At 46.4% G+C, this 21,023-nt stretch carries 13 protein-coding genes; 4 read left to right on the top strand and 9 right to left on the bottom strand.

Annotation, left to right across the window (positions count from 1 at the left end; translation table 11 throughout):
* Positions 1 to 39 precede the first annotated feature (39 nt).
* Positions 40 to 426: a hypothetical protein gene (locus MYF79_RS23190; protein WP_247810204.1), complete on the top strand. Its 387-nt coding sequence runs from the start codon at positions 40 to 42 to the stop codon at positions 424 to 426.
* 220 nt (positions 427 to 646) lie between these two features.
* On the opposite strand, the gene MYF79_RS23185 is transcribed toward MYF79_RS23190, so the two are convergent.
* The 7 genes from MYF79_RS23185 to MYF79_RS23155 form a co-directional block, all read right to left on the bottom strand.
* Positions 647 to 856 (bottom strand): hypothetical protein, encoded by a 210-nt coding sequence (locus MYF79_RS23185; RefSeq protein WP_247810203.1) that lies wholly within the window; start codon positions 854 to 856, stop codon positions 647 to 649.
* A gap of 10 nt (positions 857 to 866) precedes the next feature.
* Positions 867 to 1,313 carry a DUF6934 family protein gene (locus MYF79_RS23180; RefSeq protein ID WP_247810202.1) on the bottom strand — a complete coding sequence of 149 codons (447 nt, stop codon included), beginning with the start codon at positions 1,311 to 1,313 and terminating at the stop codon, positions 867 to 869.
* A gap of 236 nt (positions 1,314 to 1,549) precedes the next feature.
* Positions 1,550 to 2,314: a hypothetical protein gene (locus MYF79_RS23175; RefSeq protein WP_247810201.1), complete on the bottom strand. Its 765-nt coding sequence runs from the start codon at positions 2,312 to 2,314 to the stop codon at positions 1,550 to 1,552.
* Between the two features lie 26 nt (positions 2,315 to 2,340).
* Positions 2,341 to 3,906: a RagB/SusD family nutrient uptake outer membrane protein gene (locus tag MYF79_RS23170; RefSeq protein WP_247810200.1), complete on the bottom strand. Its 1,566-nt coding sequence runs from the start codon at positions 3,904 to 3,906 to the stop codon at positions 2,341 to 2,343.
* 18 nt (positions 3,907 to 3,924) lie between these two features.
* On the bottom strand, positions 3,925 to 7,038 hold the full coding sequence (locus tag MYF79_RS23165) for a SusC/RagA family TonB-linked outer membrane protein (protein WP_247810199.1): 3,114 nt from the start codon (positions 7,036 to 7,038) through the stop codon (positions 3,925 to 3,927).
* 105 nt (positions 7,039 to 7,143) lie between these two features.
* A complete protein-coding gene (locus MYF79_RS23160; protein ID WP_247810198.1) occupies positions 7,144 to 9,999 on the bottom strand; it encodes a TIM-barrel domain-containing protein in 2,856 nt (951 codons plus the stop codon).
* A gap of 577 nt (positions 10,000 to 10,576) precedes the next feature.
* Positions 10,577 to 11,047 (bottom strand): VOC family protein, encoded by a 471-nt coding sequence (locus MYF79_RS23155; RefSeq protein WP_247810197.1) that lies wholly within the window; start codon positions 11,045 to 11,047, stop codon positions 10,577 to 10,579.
* A 177-nt stretch (positions 11,048 to 11,224) separates the two neighbouring features.
* On the opposite strand from MYF79_RS23155, the gene MYF79_RS23150 reads away from it, so the two are divergent.
* Complete coding sequence (locus tag MYF79_RS23150; RefSeq protein ID WP_247810196.1) at positions 11,225 to 12,301, top strand: WD40 repeat domain-containing protein; 1,077 nt, start codon at positions 11,225 to 11,227, stop codon at positions 12,299 to 12,301.
* Here the strand turns inward: MYF79_RS23150 and MYF79_RS23145 are convergent, their stop codons facing one another.
* Together MYF79_RS23145 and MYF79_RS23140 are read right to left on the bottom strand one after the other, a co-directional pair.
* On the bottom strand, positions 12,302 to 12,865 hold the full coding sequence (locus tag MYF79_RS23145) for an SMI1/KNR4 family protein (protein ID WP_247810195.1): 564 nt from the start codon (positions 12,863 to 12,865) through the stop codon (positions 12,302 to 12,304).
* Positions 12,866 to 12,876: 11 nt separating this feature from the next.
* Positions 12,877 to 16,962, bottom strand: coding sequence for a two-component regulator propeller domain-containing protein (locus tag MYF79_RS23140; protein ID WP_247810194.1), 4,086 nt, complete (start codon positions 16,960 to 16,962; stop codon positions 12,877 to 12,879).
* 566 nt (positions 16,963 to 17,528) lie between these two features.
* Here MYF79_RS23140 and MYF79_RS23135 point away from each other — a divergent pair.
* Together MYF79_RS23135 and MYF79_RS23130 are read left to right on the top strand one after the other, a co-directional pair.
* Positions 17,529 to 20,018, top strand: coding sequence for a glycosyl hydrolase family 95 catalytic domain-containing protein (locus tag MYF79_RS23135; RefSeq protein WP_247810193.1), 2,490 nt, complete (start codon positions 17,529 to 17,531; stop codon positions 20,016 to 20,018).
* Positions 19,966 to 20,928 (top strand): RimK family alpha-L-glutamate ligase, encoded by a 963-nt coding sequence (locus tag MYF79_RS23130; protein WP_247810192.1) that lies wholly within the window; start codon positions 19,966 to 19,968, stop codon positions 20,926 to 20,928. The genes MYF79_RS23135 and MYF79_RS23130 overlap by 53 nt, the downstream gene beginning before the upstream one ends.
* Positions 20,929 to 21,023: the final 95 nt, after the last annotated feature.

The following is a 21,023-nucleotide window of genomic DNA, read 5'->3' as shown; positions in this document are numbered from 1 at the left end:
CCCTTTCCACAAGCAGGGAAGGGGCTTAAATTAATTTTCATGAGAAGATCACTAACCTTTATTTCCCTGGCCGCAATTGTCATGGCCGGATGTAGCAAGAAGAATGTACCTACGCAGGATTGCCTGAAGTATGAGAAAGTCAATGTTACCAGGATCGATAAAGCATCATCCGGTACAGATGGCGCTACTACCGTTTATTTTAACGTAAACAATGGCTGCGGACAGTTTCATAAATTCAATGAAAAGAAAAGCGGCAATACACGTACTATCTCTGTAGAAGCAGTATATAAAGGTTGTATGTGTACCATGGATATTCCTGAAAGGAAAGCATCCTACAAAATAACAGAAAAGGCTCCCGGTACCTATTACCTGAAATTTGTATCAGGAGAAAATGATTACCAGATAGATACAGTCGTTATTAAATAAAGAAAAGGCGTCTCGTAAATGAGGCGCCTTTTTTCCCCAGGGCTGCTTTTGCCTGCTCATATTTTTTTCTTGTAAACGGACATATTGCCAGTATTTCTTCAAGCGTTATACCGGGTTCGTGTTTCGACCAATATGTTATGTTTTATTAAAAATCCATCTGTTCTCGTTTCTCGTTTTTTTGATATTACCTCTTCCATAAATAAAGATTTTTAAAAAGAACTTATTTCTTTTTGTTCTTGTGCCGGAATTCTTCAGGGATAGGGTATTTTTTCAATGTAGCAACTGCATCTTCATGCTTTTTTCTTAGAAAAGGACTTTTTTCTAAAACTTCCTCCAGCGTCATTTGACGCAGTGGCCGATTGGGGATATTAATTTTTTTGGGGGAAGTATGCATTTCAACATTTTCCCTTTTTGAGATTGTAATTTCCATGAATGATAATTTAATTGTTTATTTCGAAAGATTTCTTCTTACCTAAAAAGGCATTGTATGTTTGATTTTGGATGAAATGCTGCCATTGACCATTCTGCAATCCAAGTACTACAAATTGGTCAGTGATGTCATTCCAATATTTGGTAATACAGATCCTATATAGCCTTGTTCTTGAAGGCGTACTGCCTTTTGCATATACAAATGCTTCAGGATGTTCGGTAGTAAAGGTTTCTACCACTGCAGCCACTGTTGTCAATATCTTCTCATGGTCATTATTCCCGGAGTTTATATTGTCGTCTACATTTCCTGTTTGTACATCCTTTTCTCCAAATGCAAGATTATAACAGTTATATTCTATCAGTGAGAACAGTATGGTCTTTCTAATTTCCCCCCTGGGTCCGATACTCGTAAATTCATACTCCGTTGTTGTTTTGGTTTTTGATGTTAATCTAAACAAATAGTGATTTAAATGCATTTCACAGGTATTAGCATAAACAATGGTTCGTCCTTGCTGAACATATTATTATAAAAAAAAAGCCACCCCTGACGTATGACATCAAGGGTGGCTTTTTCTATACCACTAAAATACATCTTTTCTTCGGTTCTCAAAATTTTCCTTCAAATTTTCAAAAAAAATAAAGGGATGAAGTACGAAACCTCATCCCTTTTTTCTTCCATCTTACATCCCGTAAACTAATAATTAAATCCCTTCCTTTTGTACATCCAGATGTTTCTCCAGCCATCACCCTGCTGTGCCAGGGTGAGTTCGTCGGCAGTCAGTTTTACTATCACGTAAGTAACCTTGTTACCGAGGCTGATATCACTACCTGTTATCTTCAACGTCTTATTTAAAGTATCAAGTTCAAATATTGCTTTCTGTGACGCACCCGCATGGGTAAATGTATAGTTTTTGGCGCCCTTCAGATCGAAGGTCATCTCATCTGCAGCAACTCCCTTTTCCGTCAGGTAGGCAATGCCGTTCTGCCACCATTCAGGTGCTGTGGCGCCGCCCGATCCGTTGCCATAACAGATGCCTCCCGGAATATCTGATGCCCATACCCAGGTCTTACCATCCTGTGCATTGGCCAGCAGGTTCCACATAGGACTGGAAAAGTATTGTGGATCGTTTTGTGATACCGTGATCTTCGCAGAATCTGCCATCGGACCTCCTTGTGTATAGATGGTATAACGGATATTATAGTCGCCTGCAAAAGGCAGGTTGATCGTATCCTGTTTCTTCTTGGAGAAGCCACCGTTAAATTCCCAGTAGGGGATATAACCGCCTTGTGTAAGGCTGTTTAACATTACTATATTGTCATGTCCCTGTTGCTGTGTAACGGAGAATTTTACATCGCTTTTGGCAATGGATGGTCCGCCCAGGCTCTCTTCATCTTCCTTTGTACAGGACGCCAGCATCGCCGATAATGCAAGCAGGGATAAGGTGATAAATTTTTTCATACTGCAGTTTTTTGAATGATTCAACATTAGTTAGACCAGCCGGTATTTTGTTTGTAAACGCCGCTTGACAGGTTGATCTCCTGTTCGGGGATCTTAAACAATCCCTGTGTTTCTGTACGGAAATTCACGTCGAACTGGCTATCGCTGCCGCTGTTGTCAATAGCGGCTTTGGCTACGCTCAGGCCCTGACGCAGCAGATCCCAGTAGCGCTGTCCTTCCAGTGCAAATTCCAGGCGGCGTTCTTCCATGATCAGCTTTTTGCCATTGGCATCGCCGGTCAGGGTCTTACGGCTGGTGGTGTTCAGGAATGCCCTGTCACGTACCTGGTTGTAGTAGTTCTGCGCCTTGGAGAGATCAACGTCGAGATTCAGTTCTGCCGCCATCAGCAGTACGTCTGAATAGCGGATAATGATATCATCAAAATAGTTATCGATCTGAAAATTACCTCCCTTGCTATCTGCATTGCCATCATTCAAGGGCATATATTTTTTCCAGAAATAACCGGTGTACTGTGCCTGGTCGCCGACTGAATAGGCCGTCAGGTTTTCATCCTCGATGGAAATGATGCTGGCCCCTCTACGGGTATCAGTCGCGTCGTAGGCGTTCCATAATTTGGGCGTTACCGTACCGGCGCCCCATCCTTTATAGTAAGGATTCAGCACCTGGCTGCGGATGCCGATATCCACCTGCATACGGTTACCATTATGCTGGTCCCAGTTGCCGAGGCCTTTGTATGTAAATTTGATAGACCACACCGTTTCTTTATTGTCTTCTCCTACGAAAGACTTTCCGGATGCCTGCCACAGGCGGGGAAAGCTGTCTACGAGCCCGTAGCCGCTTGCATTGATGACGTTGTCGAGGTAACTGATCATCTGTGTTTTGGTAACAACACCCGCCAGGTCCGGCTGATTATAGTAACCGGTATAGTAAAGGTATACACGGCCCAGCAGTGACTGTGCGGCCCATTTGGTCACACGGCCATAATTGTTGGGTGAAATGCCCTGGTAAGCAGTAGCAGGCAGATTATTGGCTGCATATTGCAGGTCTTCGGCTATCAGTTTGTATATGTCAGCCGGAGCAGCCTGCGGCATATTATACTCGGAAACAGTGAGTGGTTTGGTTACCAGTGGAATATTGCCGAATACACGTACCAGGTCGAAGTAGAAGTACGCTCTCAGGAAGCGCGCTTCAGCAGTGTAGGTGGTTTTCAGGGTGGTGTCTGCGCCCCAGTTCACGCCGCCTATTTTGGAGAGTAATACATTCGCTCTGTAAATGCCGGTGTAACCTCTCTGCCAGAGACCCAGGTTCATATTTGACGCTTCCTGGAAGCGGTCCCACTGTTTCCATACAAGGTCAGAAGTACCACCACCGCCAAAGCAGTCATCACTGGCCAGTTCCGATACCAGGTGAATATTATCGTAGTCACCGATATTGAGCTGACTGTATATGGACACCAGCGCCTGTAAAGCCTGTGCCGGTGTCTGGTAAAAGGAGGATTCCGTCTGTTCATCTACAGGCGAAAGCTCCAGGAAGTCTTTACTGCAGGCAGCAAAGAGTGCAATTGCTATAATGGATGCGAAGATCTTTTTCATGTGGATTGATTTACCGGATTAGAATTTAACGTTCAGACCAACCAGTACTGTCTTAGGTTGCGGATAAGTACCCAGGTCTATACCGGAAGCCCATCCGGTAGGGCCATAACCTACTTCAGGATCTACCCCTTTGTAAGGAGTAAAAGTGAACAGGTTGGTAGCAGAAACGTATAATCTCAGCTGTTGTAAAGGCAAGGTGTGTAACACCTTTTTGAAATCATATCCCAGGTTAAGGCTTTTTACACGCAGGAAAGATGCATTGTGTACATATAGATCGGAAGAGCGGATCCAGTTCTGGTTCAGTTCAGCGCCATCTGTTACACGCGGAATGCGGTTAGAAGTGCCTTCGCCGGTCCAGCGGCCCAGTATTTCTGTCCTGTAGTTGCTGAGCGGGCTGGAGAAATCATGCGTTCCGTCCCATATCTGGTTGCCATAGTTGCCATACAATGAAGCAGAGAAATCGAATCCTTTATACCCCAGGTTGAAGTTCAGGCCATAAGTGAACTTAGGATAAGGATTACCGATCTGCGTTTCATCCTTGCTATCGATCACACCGTCTCCGTTCAGGTCCTGGAAACGAACATCACCAGGAAGGGCATTAGGCTGTATTTTCTTACCGTCTTTACTTACATAGGACGCTACTTCATTTTCATTCTGGAAGATGCCTGCTGTCTTGTATCCGTAGAAATAACCCATTGGGAAGCCCACCTGCGCACGGTAAAATTCCGGCATACTGGCAAAGGTGATGCCCGTTGAACCGTTGATGATCTTTTCCCGGTTGGGGATATCGGTGATCTCGTTGCGGTTCACACCGATATTACCATTCACACCTACTGTCAGGCCATTGAAGGTGTGATTGTAGCCCAGGGAAACCTCCACACCCTGGTTACGCACATTACCTCCATTGATCAGTACAGTTGATGCCCCGGAAACAGCAGGTACGTTCACTGGTACCAGCCAGTCTTTTGTTGTCTTACGGTACACATCTACTGTCAGGTTGAAGTCTCTGAAAAGTGTCGCATCGATACCCACGTTGGCCTGTTCTGAAGTTTCCCATTTCAGATCAGGGTTAGATATCTTGACAGGCGCTGCACCAATAAAAGGAAGGTCGCCGCTGCCAAAATAATACCCCAGGTATTGTGTTGAGATGGTAGACAGGTACTGATAATATCCTGTAGGAAGGTTACCGTTCCGTCCCCAGCCTGCGCGTACTTTCAGGAAGTCGAGCCAGGAGAGTTTGAAGAAATCTTCATTAGTAGGTACCCAGCCAATAGAGAAAGATGGGAAAGTACCTCTGCGGTTGTTCGCTCCAAAACGGGAAGACGCATCCGATCTTACCACGGCAGTGAACATATATTTATCAGCATAGGAATAGCTGATACGTCCGAAATAAGAATAGAGTGTAGCAGAACTGTCGGCGCCAAAGATACGTTGTGTGCTGTCTGTAGTACCGTTGTCAATAACGGCATTATCCAGTCCTTCCTTGGTCAGGTCCTGTTTATAACCGTTCAGATAAGAAGTTTTTGTTTCGTTGGAGTTCATACCTACCAGTACGCCTACATTATGTTTGCCGAAATCACGCTGGTAGTTGATGGTGTTATCCCAGTTCCAGGTATGTGTACGGTAGATGCCCTGCGTAGCGCGGGAATGTTCATTCACCACGTTGGTAGACAGGTTGTATATCGGCGTATAACTTCTTGAATCGTTATTGCTCACATCAATACCGAAATCAGTACGTAATGTCAGTCCCTTAACAGGAGATACCTGCAGGTAGGTATTACCCATGATACGGTCAGTCCTGGATTTGTTCTGGTTCTGATAATCCATCACAGCCACCGGGTTGGCTTCCTGCACGTTGAAAGTAGACTTTGCGTAGCTGCCGTCAGGATTGTATACCGGGAACAGCGGGCTTACTGTGAACGCAGAACGGATAGCATTGCCGTAGATATTGCCCACACCAACACCTCGTTTACGGGATTGTGTATAGGTCACGTTTTCGCCGAATATCACAATGTCCTTGTACATTTTGTGCTCGCTGTTCATGCGGAAGGATAGCCTGTCGTACTGCGACTGATCCTTCAGGCCGATCACACCGTCCTGTTTTGTATAGGCAACGGAAGAAGAGAACACAGAAGTTTCATTACCACCGGCGAATGCCAGGGAATGATTCTGCATGGGCGCTTTCTTGTTGTAGATCGCCTCCTGCCAGTCAGTACCTTTGCCCAGTTTACTGAGCTGATCGAGGGTGAAATAAGGAACGGAGCCGGAGTTAATGGCCATCTCGTTCATGATCACGCCATAGTCGTGTGCATTGAGCACAGATACTTTATGTGAAGGATTCTGTATACCATAGTAGGTGTCGTAAGACATTTTCATGCTTCCCGCACGGCCTTTACGGGTGGTCACCAGTACAACGCCATTGGCTGCCCTTGCACCGTAGATAGCGGAGGATGCCGCATCTTTCAGTACATCCATCGCAGCAATGTCGGAGGCGTTCAGGTAGCTGATGTCGGAAGTAGGTACACCATCCACGATATATAGAGGATCAGCGTTACCAACAGTACTTGTACCACGGATGCGCACTTTCATGCCTTCTCCGGGTTGTGCTGAAGTAGCAGTGATCTGTACGCCGGGTGTTTGTCCCTGTAAAGCCTGGTCAACGCGCAGGGCATGGTTCTGTTCCAGCTGCTGTGTGTTTACATGGTCAATAGCGCCGGTTACCAGTTTTTTCTTTTCGGTGCCATAGCCTACCACCACGATCTCATCCAGTCCGGTAGCGCCTTCGGAGAGACTCACAGTGAGTGACGATTTGCCTCTCGCAGAGATCACCTGTTTGGAGAAACCCACCAGGCTTACCTCCAGTGAGTCACTATCGCTCACCTGCAGGTTAAAGCTACCGTTGGCATCGGTAATAGCACCATTGTTGGTGCCTTTAATACGTACGCTGGCGCCGGGTAAAGGGCTGTTGTCTTTTCCGGTAGTCACCTTTCCGGAAAGCGCTCTTTTAGCCGTTTGCGCCATTGCCACGTTGACGGGCAACAGCATCGTCATCAGCAGCAGGCTGCTTAATCCGCATGAAACGGGAATCATGCAGGCAGTCACAAAATCTCTGATTTTGTAAGCAGTTTTCATAATGTTAGAATGTTAGTAGTTACGGGTTGTTTTTATCTGATGGTCATACGTGAATACAATTCACAACGTGTTAGTTGTTAAACTTCTTTTTCTTCATGTAAGTGCTTAAATTTTTAATGATATCTTTTTCTCTGCACCATCATATGGTACAAGGGTTGCGTTGCTGTTACCGAAATCCATGCTCACTGGTTTGTCTTTCCCTGCTTTCACAATACGGAAGGTCCTGCGCTGCAGCATGCCGGGAAAATTGCCTTCCCGTTTGCCAATAGTCAGCGTCTGTCCTGCTTCGTCGTATGTAAGGTTAATAGTACTGTATTGTCCCTTTTCGTAATTATAATTAACACCCTCATCTTCGTAAAGTGTGAATTTTCCATTTGCTCCTGTATATACATACAGTGTGATCGTATCGGCCGGACGTTGTGCAGTGTACTGCATAGCCGGACCGAAAGGAACAATGCTGCCTGCTTTTACGTATACGGGGATCCTGTCCAGCGGAGCTTCCGCGGTAATGTATTGTCCACCTTCAGTATAAGTGCCCTTGTAAAGGTCATACCAGCCGGTATTGGCAGGAAGATATAGTTTACGGGTACGGGCTTTATAACTATATACCGGATTTATCAGCAGTGAAGGACCAAACATGAACTGATCACCGATATTCCTGACAGCTGTATCCTTGTCAAAGTCCATGATCAGCGCACGCATCATGGTATAGCCACGATGATAGGTGTGTCCTGCAAGGGAATAAATATATGGCATCAAACGATAACGTAGCTTATCATAATACACCATTGAGTTCAACTCGACACTATTTTCCGGTGCAATGTTGAATGGTTCGCGATAAGGATACTGTCCATGCGAGCGGAACAATGGGCAGAATGATCCGTACTGGAACCAACGTGTATTCAGCTCCCGCCATTCCTCCAGGTCTGCTCCCTGTGGGTCAGGCTGGTCGTATTTATCTTCCACATAAAATCCGCCGATATCTGTTGTCCAATAGGGCATGCCTGACAGGCTGAAATTCAGCCCTGCAGGTATCTGTCTTGCCAGTTCATCAAAGCGTGCAGCAATGTCTCCGCTCCAGGTAGCTGCTCCATAGCGCTGCATACCGGCATAAGCGGAACGGGTCAGGATGAACACGCGCTGATCCGGCTTTTCCTGGCGCTGACCTTCATAAATACCTTTTGCATTCAGGAGGGCATAGGTGTTGAAATATTGTGCAGATGGCCCCAGCGCCGTAGGGTTCATCAGTTGTTTGCGGTAGTCGATACTAGCGTTCGACAGTACATCCGGCTCTGTAGCATCCAGCCACCAGGCGTCGACGCCCTTGCTGAACAGGTTTTTGCTGAGCAGTTGCCAGAACAGTTTACGGGCGCCGGGATTGAAAGCATCGTAGAAAGTAGATACATATCCCTGGCCGATCCAATCCCTGATACCGTCATTAATGCTTTGTTTATAGAGCCAGCCTTTATCGTTAAAGAGTTTGTAGTTCGGAATGTCTTTATAGAACTTAGGCCAGGCCGATATCATAAAGTGGGTATGATAAATATTGTGCAGGGAATCGATCATGCCTTTCGCATCGGGGAAACGCTGTGGATCGAATTCCTGGCTGCCCCAGGCGTCTTCTTTCCAGTAAGACCAGTCCATAACGATATTGTCCAGCGGTATCTGTCTTTTGCGGAATTCCTGTACGGTGCTGATCACATCACGCTGGGTCTTGTAACGCTCCCGGCTTTGCCAATAGCCCAATGCCCATTTAGGAACGATAGCAGCTTTACCAGTGATGGTGCGGTAGCCATTGATGACATCATCTGTCTGCTGACCGTACACGAAATAATAGTCTATCTTTTCGCCCGCCTCTGATGTCAGCGCTGCCTTGTTCTGCAGCTTTGCAGGCGTAGGGGAGAGATGTTTAACGGAAACAAACGCCTGGTTGGATTCAGGGATCCATTCCACTTTAAGCCTGTGTTTTCTGCCCTTATCCAGCTGGTGACGGAAAACGGAGGGGCCAGGGTTCCATCCCTCCCTCCATTTGTCGAGTTTTAACTCACCGTCGATCCAAACTTTGATGTAACCTGAAGCTGTCATATAGAATTTCTCCTGTCCGCCGGTCTGAGAGGTGATATCGCCTTCCCAGGTTACCACGCCATTTCCCATCGGGTAGCCTGCTGGCATTTTCTTCAGATCGGGCAGGAAGGTATAGTCGATCAGCGATTCCTGCCTTTGCAGGAAGATGCTGTCTGGTTTATTCCGCAGGGCATAGGTAGCGGTCAGGCCACCGGCTTTACCGTTTTTATCTGATAACTGCAGACTACCCAGTTCTTCATACGGCCTTTCGTCTCCGAAACGGGTAATAGAGTAGTTGTCCCAGAGTATACCATAATGTCTGCTGGAAACGAGGAAGGGGATCACCGCAACAGAGTTATACTGGGTAAGGTCCACATCCTGGTCTTTATAGTTCATTAACCCCGTCTGGTGCTGACCCAGTCCATAAAAAGCCTCTCCGGCAGGCGATTCAAATACCTGCTGTAATTTGTAAAGGGGCTTCCCATCGATCACGGCAGGGGTGAAGGTCTTTCCACCACCCTGTTTTTCCTGGAGGATCACCTGTCCTTTGAGATCTTTAAAAACCACTTCTCCTGTAGTCAGATCAATACTGGCGGTTAATGTGCCTGTCTTTAATGTAACCTGGTTGTTTTTCTCCTCGCTGGTCCATTTTATTTCCCGGGTACCGCCTACAACAGCCATAAGACTGGGCGTTCCGGAAATAGAATCTGCCGGACTGGCAGTAACCCTGATAATGTTGTCAGTGATTACCTGTAACCGTACCTGTTTAACTCCTCCGGCGGTAGATTTTTCTAACCGTACGAGCAAACCGTCCTTAAATCTTTCAATCTTTCCAGCATAGCAGAACTGCATGCAAAAGGTAAACGCCAGGACCGGGAGTAGTCTCTTTTTCTTCATATCCATGGAATTGATCTGATAATTTATTGTTGGCTGCTGATAGAATATATTATTAATGGTTTCTATTGCTAACGTGTTGAGACAAATTTAGCGGTCCGTTTTAAGACCCAGGGGACGGTATTGTTTGTGATTAGGGGTACAAATGTTAACCGCAGGGGGGAAAGAGAGTAAGTGTTTGATAAGGGGAAGGGTATAATTTGTTAAATCAGGGGTGCCGGATAAGCTGCTGGGAGGGATTATATTTAATTGACTTCGTCATATTTTGTTTTTGTATGCCCCCTTGGCGGATTGAAGGAGATTGTCGTGTAACTTGTATGAAAGCATGACAAAACGGTAGGCATCTGATGACAATATGATAGGGATTAATGGGACAGATGAGTACACCATCCAAGTTGCCATCCGTATTCAATATTGATCTGCATATTGATGATTCGCCCGGGATAGAGCGGGGATCCGGTTTAATTTCCGGACGTTTATTGTAAAGGAGTATGATGGCGATTGGGTAAGTAATGTGTTGAAGACAATAAAAAGCCTGCCGCTATAACCGGCAGGCTTTTTCATATCATCAATAAAGATCTTATCCCGCTGCCGCTTCTTCCAGCACCTCGATATCCAGTTTCTGCATCTGCATCATGGCACTGACAGCTCGCTGCGCCCTGCCCGGATCTTTATCCTGCAACAACTCCTGCAAGCCATTCGGCACTACCTGCCAGGATAAGCCGAACTTATCTTTCAGCCACCCGCATCTGTCTGCTGTTCCCCCTTCTGTGAGCGCTGCCCATAACCGATCCACTTCTTCTTGCGTCTCACATTTGATGAACATTGACACTGCCGGAGTAAAGGAATAATGAGGTCCGCCATTCAGTGCTATGAATTCCTGCCCGTCCAGGGTGAACTCCACGGTCATCACTTTTCCTTCCTGTCCCGGGATACCAGGAGGATAACGACTGATCTTACCGATAGATGAATTTGTAAAAAGGGAAGTATACAGCTTCGCTGCCTCTTCTGCCTGGGTATCGAACCATAAGAAAGGAGTGATCTTTTGCATAACGGTAATTTTTTGCGTGTGTTGATACAGCAAACTTACCTTTAGAAATCTGTACAAAAGCGGTGTGAAGAAGACCTCTTAAAGGGGTGATTTAGACAGTATTAATTTTAGTCGTGATGTACCATGCTGAGCCTTAAAAATTCGAATATTACCAGTAATTTGCATCACTGGCAAGCTATGGCAAATACATTCTCACAAATATCACTCAACATCCATCAAAGGTTGGCATTGGAAGCTAATCCCATCTGTATAACAGAGCTGGCTGATGGCGGCTACCTGCTTAATTTCAACAAAGACCCGCATGTCATCAGACTGGACAGCTCATTGAAGCAGGTCTGGAAGAAAGATCTGCAGGCGCAAACGATCAACTATGTCAACTGTATGATCACTGCAAGTCCTGATGGAAAGATGATGGCGCTCTCCGGTAATGAAACGATCCGCATATTAGACCTCGACGCTAATTTGCTGTGGGCATTGCCGCATGAGCCCTGGGGTAAGTTCCTTGGATCGCCCTGTGCTTTCTCTTCCGACGGACAACTGATCTGGTTTATCATACCGGGTTCTTCGACCATGGAGAATGATATCCTGTACGCGGTCAAAGCATGCGATTATAAAGTGGCTGATACCTGGATGATGGACGGTAACCAGGATTATAATTACATGTTCTACGCGACACCCGATAATAAAGCTATGATCATCGAGGCTGCCGCCGGACAGGACGCCAGTCTGTTTTACCGGGTGAGACTGGAAGACGGGAAGATCAGCTGTGAAGAGCTGTCCCAGTGCCACGACAGGATCATGGGAAGCTTCTCTCCGGATGGAAGAGAGTTTGTAACTGCCCCCCATCATGAAGATGGGATCGAGTTATTCTCATTTCCGGAGATAACAAAGACGGCTGTATTGGAAAGCGACGAGCTGTTTGCAGAAAGGAACGAATACCCCACTACAGACGATGGAGATAGTGTGGAATATGTGGTCCTGTATGTAAACGATAAAACGCTGCTCGCATTCACACGCTTTGGCAGGTTGCTGCTGATAGACAGGGAGAGCCTGAGCTGCAGGGGAGAGCTCATCCCTGAAGGTTGTGAGATCAGGGCCTACGATATGGCAGGCAGACCCACTACTAATCCTAATGCTGTCATTGACTATGCAGGAGAGATTGTCACCGTAGCACTCACTAAGCAACATCAGCTATTACTGACGCACAACTCCGGTGAAGTAAGAACTTACAATCTCCCTGAAACGCTTTTCTGATCATTTTGCTTCTCCCGCATAATTGCCCTTCGGATAACCATCGGGCGCCTTTACTTCAAAGTATTCATCGAAATCCGCTGCGGCGGTAGTATCATACAGGTGATTGAGAGAAATGATAAACGAGGTCAGGTCTGGTGCAATGGTGTTCCTGTCATTGTCCGCATGCCAGAATTCGATGATCTGCCCCCTGATACCGGTAAATACACCTGCAGTATCGTAACAAATACTATCGCCACCCCCGTTATCGAAGATGGGAATCCATGCAGGATGCCACCAGTTCTCCAGTTCGAAATCCGATCCTATCATGGACGTATATTCCCTTCCTGTGGCCAAAGCATGTTCCAGCGACAGGAACATGGAATTATTGACAAATGCCTCATAAGAATCATCACGCTGCCCGTTCTTCCACTGGTACAGTGCCCGAAGATCTGCAGGGATCGTTACCTTAAATTCTTTTTCAAGCGCTGTTATTTCTTCCGTTGTAAGTCCTGGTTGTAAGGTAGCATAGTAAGCGGCTCTTTTACCTGCCAGGTGACTGTCCAGTTTGTTGAGAAATGCTTGCATAGCAATCAGTTTTAAGTGTTCTTATAGGCTGAAGGCAATACGCCGTATTCCAGTTTGAAATATTTCGCAAAATACTTAGGATTATTGAATCCTACTTCATACGCCACTTCTGCTACCGTCAGCTGGCTTTTGCCTAGCAACTGTGCCGCCCTTTTCAGGCGGATGGAACGGATAAATTCAAGCGGCGTTTTCCCCGTAAGGGACAAAAGTTTCTTGTATGCAGATACCCGGCTCATATGCAGTTCGCGGCTTAATTCTTCCACCGAGAAATCCGGGTTGGAGATATTCTTTTCAACAATCTGTAAGGCCTGCTGAATGAACAGCTCATCCTGCGAAGAGATGGCTATTTCTTCCGGGTGTGCGTCTATATGCTGCTGGAAAGTTTTCTTCAGGGATGCCTGTTGGGTAATGATATTACGGATACGCGACAATAACACTTCGTAGTTAAAAGGCTTGGTGATGTAATCTGTAGCGCCGTTATCCAGCGCTTCCAGCTGGTCTTCTTCCGAGGCCCGTGCGGTGAGCAGGATCACGGGCAAATGTGCCAGTCGCTGCTGCTGCCTTATCCGCCTGCAAAGCTCTAAACCGTCCATTTCCGGCATGTTCACATCGCTTACTACCAGGTTGGGAACCGTTTGCTGCAGGATATTCCATCCTATCTGTCCGTTGGGCGCATCGATGATGTGAAAGTGAACACTCAGGTTATCCTTGAGATAGAACCTGAAATCTTCACTGTCTTCTATCAGCAACAGCACCGGTTTCTTCCCCGCATATGTTACAGGGCCGCTCGCTGCGATGGGAGCGGCAGACATGATCGCTGTAGTTTCAGGGGCGATGGTAACAGGCTTTCCGGAGATGCCCTGTATGGGCAGCAGGATAGTAAAGCAGCTACCCATGCCAGGTGCACTATCAACAGTGATGGTGCCGCCGTGCAGCTTCACAAATTCACGTGTGATGCTCAGGCCAATACCGCTGCCCTGGTTCACCATAGAGCCCGGAATATCATGCTGGAAGAACCTTTCAAAGATGCGCTCCTGCTGTTCCAAAGGAATGCCGATCCCTGTATCCTTGACTATGATAGCTAATACCGACCCTTGCTGTAATTGCACATCCACAGAAATATTGCCCTGCTCCGGGGTAAACTTGAATGCATTGCTTAAGAGGTTAAAGATGATCTTTTCTATCTTGTCCGGATCATATAACATGTTCAGCTCTTTGATGCTGCTGTGAAAGTCAAGGTGTATCTGTTTCTTTTCCGAGAGGTCGGAAAAGGAGGTGGTCAGCTCTTTTATAAATGCAACAATATCGCCTTCACTTGTATATAGTTTGATCTCCTGCACTTCCATCTTACGGAAATCAAGCAGCTGGTTAACGAGGTTCAGCAGGCGGCGTGCATTACGTTGTATCAGTATAAGCTGCTGTTGTAAATTACCCTCCAGACCTTTACCCAGTATCTTTTCCAGCGGCGTGATGATCAGGCTCAGCGGGGTGCGGAACTCATGACTGACATTCGTGAAAAAGCGGATCTTCAATGCATCCAGTTCATGTATACGCTGCGCTTCCTGTTTCTCCTGCTCAATGCGGGCGCGCAATCTTTCTCTTTCCAGTACAATCCTTCTTGCGAGTATCAATGCACCTATAATGAGCAGGCCATACAATAAAAATGCCAGCGGCGTTCTCCAGAAGGGAGGAAGTATAGTGATGTGTAATTCTACCGGGGCAGGTGTCCATACACCGTCATTGTTGGACGCTTTCACGCGGAAGGTATAGTTGCCCGGATCGAGATTGGTATAAGTTGCCTTGCGCACGGTGCCATCCGTGGTCAGCCACTCATTATTGAACCCTTCCAGCATGTAGGCATACTGGTTCTTCTCCGGATGAAAATAGTTCAATGCCGCAAAGGAAACAGAGAATACATTCTCCCTGTATTTTAAGGTGATCTGTCTGGTCTGTGTGATAGATTGCTGCAACAATGTGCGCCCGTTAATAGCTTCTCCCGGTTCCATACTTTTATTGAAGATCTGGAAATCAGTGAATACAATGGGCGGCACATTCCGATTAATAGCAATTGAATGAGGATAGAACAGGTTGAAACCATTACCTCCGCCAAAGACCAGTTCTCCCTTGCTGGTCTTTAAAGCTGCATTTTCATTGAATTCTCTTCCCTGTAACCCATCCGATTCATCATAGTGCTTGAAGTGAAAGGCATATCCTGGTGATCGTCCCTTTATACTAAGGTTGGATATACCATTGGCGGTACTCATCCAGAGTGTATGGTCTTTTGCTTCAAGAATGTTCAGCACGGTGTTGTCGGGCAGGCCGTCTTCCCTTCGCAGGATGCGTATTTTCCTGGTGGCAGGATCATAGAGGTTCAATCCTTCACGGGTACCTACCCATATCAGTCCACGGCTGTCTTCGAACAGGCACATGATGTTCCTATTACTCAGCCCCCCCGCTTGTTTATCCACCGTATCATAATGCGTGAACTTACCTGCCTTGCTCATGACGTCTATGCCATCAGCAGTACCTATCCAGATGTTGCCTGCCCTGTCTTCCAGCAGCGCCGCTATATAGGGCGATCGCAGGGTATTGGATACGCCATTGACAAAGCGCCGGAACTTGCCGGTGCTTCTGTCAAGTATGTTCAATCCTCCACCCAATGTACCGACCCACAGGCGTTGCTGACTATCCTCAAATATTTCCCATACGCTGTTGTCACTAAGACTGTTAGGGTCGGCCGGATCATTTTTGTAGTGAATGAAGCGGCTGCCATCAAAACAATCTAGTCCCCCGAAATAAGAGCCGATCCACAACTTCTGCGCACGGTCTATCCACAGGCTTACGATCACATTGCCACTGGGGCTATTGGGATTGTTGGCTTCATGCAGGTATTGTTTAAAAGTGTTGCGCTGACGATCGAAGTAGATCAATCCGCCGCCATTGGTACCTATCCATAGATTACCTTTTGCATCTTCCGCAAAGCGGTTCACATCATCATAAGGCAGACTGTTGGCGGTAAACACCTGGTGCTGGTATAAAGGGAACTTGACAATATTCTCATGATAGTAACAAATGCCTTTTTTATATGTACCGATCCATATGATGCCTGAGTTATCACGGTACAAAGCATTGATACTATTTTGACTCAGGCTTTTAGGATTTTCACTATTGTTAAGGAGGTACTGTATTGATTGCTTTTGCTTGTCGATGATATTCAGTCCGCCATGATCTGTACCTATCCAGATCAATCCCTGGTTGTCCTGCACTACACCACGTACAATATTCGTGTTGAGCCTTATTGTACCGGTGTTCTGGTTATAGTGTGTAAAAGAAGCCTGACGCTGATTATAATAATAAATACCCTGTATATCAGAATTGCTGAAGATCCAGAGATCGCTGTCATTGTCGGCCATCATCTGGTAGTCCTGCTGCTTGCTGCTGCCATCCTGTTCGGGTAGCTGTACCTGGTAAACGATCTGGTGACTGCGGCCATCCATTTTTTGCAGGAGCCCGTCCGTATGTACTATCCAGATATTGCCGGCGGCGTCTTCTGCAATGGAGGTAACAGCACTGTTTTCCGTCGCTTTAAAAGAGACCTTCGTTGTTTTATGTGTGGCAGGTACATATCCAAATAAACCTGTTTTTGGTAAAACAAACCAGTACACACCTGCTTTGTCTTTCAGGATCTGGCTGACGGAATCGCCGGGAATGCCATATTGCCTGAGTACAGGCCGGATATCCCGCTGAAAGTTCCCTTTGTCAGGATGGTAGATGTTTTGTCCATTACGGGTCGTGAGCCACAACAGGCCGTCGGGGCCTTCCATGAGGCTGCTGATGAAGTTGTCGGAAAGGGTAGTGGAGTCGCTGAGCGCCTGGCGGAATACTTTGAAATTATAACCATCATAGCGGTTAAGGCCCGACATGGTGCCGAACCACATGAACCCGCGACTGTCCTTCAGGATGCAATTGACCTGGTTCGCTGAAAGTCCTTGTGTAATATCTATCCTGGTCAGTTGGTATTGTGATGCGCTTGTCTGTCCTCTCAGTAAGGCGGGTAAAAACGCCAGCAGGAATAGAATAAATAATTTTTTGTCCACTTGTGTAATTAACGCGGATATAGAATTTTAAATGTCTGTTCTACAATATAGAGCCTCTCAGGTAAATAAAAAAAGAAAGGTCGAAAGAATTCGACCTTTGTGCTAAAATTCCACGTTATGGTACTCAGGTCCATAAAGAGTTTAATATCTTTTAAGTTAGTCTGTCGAGGCGTTATTTAGAAGGCTTTGCCTTATTTCAACGTACCGTTACGGATCAATCTTGATATAATGAACACAGATGCAGCATACATCGACCTATGTTATACTCAAAACCAGTTTCCTCAAAAAAGCTAACTTATAATACTTTTTTATTGGTATATGATGATATTTTCGCTGGATGTATGAGCTTATATTGGCTGATCAACATTTCCCGGGATGATTTCATTCATTCACTTGCGCTGGAGGTAACTAATATCCGATCCCGGTAATATATGATTGACACAACAAATGTAATACCCCTGTGAGTGATAACCAAAGGTTTGCTCTCTTTTTTTCGCAATCGTTTGCATTTCGTACTAAAAAACCAGAACTTGTTAATTCGACAATAATTTTATTTTTTCACGTGTATGAATAGAACAGGTCTCATTTTATTGTCTTTGCTTTTAGCAGGAACAGGTCATGTACGGGCGCAGCAATCCCTTAACAAGCTGAAACTCTGGTATAAAGAACCGGCTGTGGAATGGCCACAGGCCCTGCCATTAGGTAATGGCAGGTTAGGTGCGATGATATTTGGCGGTACCAGTGAAGAATTGGTCCAGCTCAATGAAGCTACTTTATGGTCTGGCGGGCCCGTTAATAACAATATCAATCCTGGTGCAGCCAGGTATCTGCCAGCCGTAAGAGAAGCTTTGTTTAAAGAAAAGTACCACGAAGCGGATAGTATTTTACGGAAGATGCAGGGAGCTTATTCCCAGTCATTCCTGCCTTTAGGGGATGTACATATCCGGCAGCAGCTGAAAGATACTGCGGTAAGCCAGTATTACCGCGACCTGGATATTGCAGATGCGAAAGCCCTGACACGTTTCACCAGCGGAGGCGTTACCTATTCCCGTGAAATGTTCATCTCCGCACCCGATCAGGTGATCGTAATAAGGCTTAAAGCAAATAAGAAAGGACAATTAAACTTTACCGTTTCTACTTCCAGTCAGCTGCGATATAGCAATGTGATTACAGGTAAAAGGGAGATTGCTATGAGAGGTAAAGCACCTTCTCATGCTGATCCTAACTATGTAAATTATAACAAAGAACCAATTAAATACGAGGCGCCCGGCAGTTGCAATGGTATGCGCTACGAACTGCGGATGCGAGCGCTCAGTCCTGATGGTAATATTACAACAGATACTTCTGGTATTACCGTAAAGAACGCTACTGAGGTGACCTTATTGCTCACAGCTGCCACCAGCTTTAACGGGTATGATAGATGCCCGGATAGTGAAGGACTGGATGAGAAAGCGCTGGTGGATGGATATCTTAAAAAAGCAGCGGCATTGTCGTACGACAACCTGTTGAAACGCCATGAGCAGGATTATCACTCTTTCTTTAAGCGCGTATCTCTTCAACTGGATGGCGCCGATCAGAGTGCATTGCCCACAGATGAAAGACTACGGCGTTACGCGGCAGGAGGGAAGGATGCAACATTAGAAAGTCTTTATTTCCAGTTTGGTCGTTATCTGCTGATCTCCAGTTCCCGTGCAAAGGCCGCTCCTGCCAATTTGCAGGGCATCTGGAATAAAGAGTTACGCGCGCCCTGGAGCTCGAACTATACCATCAACATCAATACAGAAATGAACTACTGGCCGGCAGAAGTGTGTAACCTGATGGAAATGCAAAGGCCATTGTACCAGTTGCTGAAAGAATTGTCTGTAACTGGTCAATATACAGCACGCAACTTTTATAATGCCCGCGGATGGGTGGCGCACCACAATACAGATATATGGGCCATCTCAAATCCTGTGGGCGATACCGGCAGGGGAGATCCCCAGTGGGCTAACTGGATGATGGGCGGTAACTGGTTATGCCAGTTCCTATGGCAGCATTATCGTTATACAGGCGACCTGCAGTTCCTGAGAGATACCGCATATCCCATCATGAGATCGGCAGCGCTTTTCAGCCTTGACTGGCTGGTGAAAGATCCTGCTTCGGGGTATCTTGTTACTGCACCCGCTACTTCTCCGGAGAATATGTTCGTGTTGGAAAACGGTACACGTGAAGCTGTATCTGTAGCCAGTACGATGGATATGACCATCATTCGTGAGCTGTTCAATAATGTGATCAAAGCAGGGGAAGTATTGCAGGTGGACAATGCGTTGCGTGATTCATTGCAGGTAGCTGCCGACCGCCTGTATCCTTTTAAAACAGGGAAGGATGGCAGCTTGCAGGAATGGTACAAAGACTGGCCTTCAGCTGAAGCAGAGCATCGGCATATATCACACTTATATGGTCTCTTTCCCGGCGATCAGATCTCTCCATCAGCAACACCCGAACTGGCCAATGCAGCCAAACGTACACTGGAGATCAGGGGCGACGGTGGTACCGGCTGGAGCAAGGCCTGGAAGATCAATACCTGGGCCAGGCTGGAAGATGGCAATCATGCATATAAATTATTGCGGGAGCTGCTGACATTAACAGGTAAAGGCTCCATCGATATGCATGATGCAGGTGGTACCTACGCTAACCTGTTTTGTGCGCATCCGCCATTCCAGATAGATGGCAATTTCGGAGGCACTTCCGGTATTGCGCAAATGTTGCTGAACGGACAGTCAAATGCCATACATTTGCTGCCTGCTCTTCCCGACAGCTGGGCCAGTGGTGAGGTAAAAGGCTTGCTGGCTTATGATGGTCATACAATTGACATGAGCTGGAAAGAAGGGAAGATCACTAAAGTAACGGTCCATGCCACAAGAGCGGGCACCTGTTATCTCGTATCAAAACATCGCCTGAAAGCGACCGGTAATGCACAGCTGGCGCCGATGAAACCAAAAGATCCATCCGCCGGTTATCCATATGCACTTAAAACAAGTGCTGGTGGCGTTTATACCTTACAGGGCGCAGAATAACGTAATGCAGAAACAAACTACTATGCCAGACAACAAGAAAATAGCACTGATATGTGAAGACCCTGCCAATTTATTTGAGATGGCAGGGACTGAGGATAAAAAACTGCTGGAAAGCCTTCGTACACGTGGCTGGATAGCAGAAGCGAAAGACTGGAAGGACCCGCAGGCTGACTGGCCCTTATACGATCTTGTCATCCTGAAATCGCCTTACGATTATCATTACCGCCTGAATGAATTCAGCACCTGGCTGCATAAATTGTCTGCATTGAGCGTACGCTTACTGAACCCGGTGGAGATGGTATTGTGGAATGCAGATAAACATTATCTGAAAGAGATCAGTGAGGCAGGATTTTATATTATTCCATCCATCTTCCTTGAAAAGGACGTTACGACTGACCTTGCTGGTTTATTTACCCGTCTGGGAGCAGATAAGATCATTGTAAAGCCATGTGTAAGCGGAGGTTCAAAAAACACTTTCACATTGGTCAAGGGAGATCCTGAATTAGGGAAACATCCCCTGAATGAATTGTTGCGGCAGGAAGCGTTTATTGCACAGCCCTTCCTGAAAGAGATCCATGCAGGTGAGTGGTCGCTTGTTTTCTTTGGCGGCCGTTTTAGTCATGCGATAGTGAAAAAGCCGAAAGAAGGCGATTTCCGTGTACAGCCACAATATGGCGCTACCATTCACAGTGTACAGCCTGATGCAGTTGTGATCAAAGAAGCTACAGCGCTGGTACGCCGTTTTGCAGCAGATGCCTTGTATACGCGTGTGGACGGTGTGCTTGTAGACGGGAAGCTGGCCTTAATGGAGCTGGAACTGATAGAGCCTCTACTGTATACCGTGTTTGAAGAAAGAAGCGTTGAGAACTATCTGGCGGCATTGGAAGAAAAGATGCAGGCGGTAAGCTAATGTTATTACGCATATTAACAAAACGAGGCTGTATCAAAGTACGATACAGCCTCGTTTTATTCGAATACCTGATGGTTTCAGGTCTTCATGAAAGT

Origin of the sequence: Chitinophaga filiformis (genome assembly GCF_023100805.1) — a bacterium.
In the GTDB taxonomy this organism is placed as follows: Bacteria; Bacteroidota; Bacteroidia; order Chitinophagales; family Chitinophagaceae; genus Chitinophaga; species Chitinophaga filiformis_B.
This window is presented reverse-complemented; position numbering and strand designations above follow the sequence as displayed.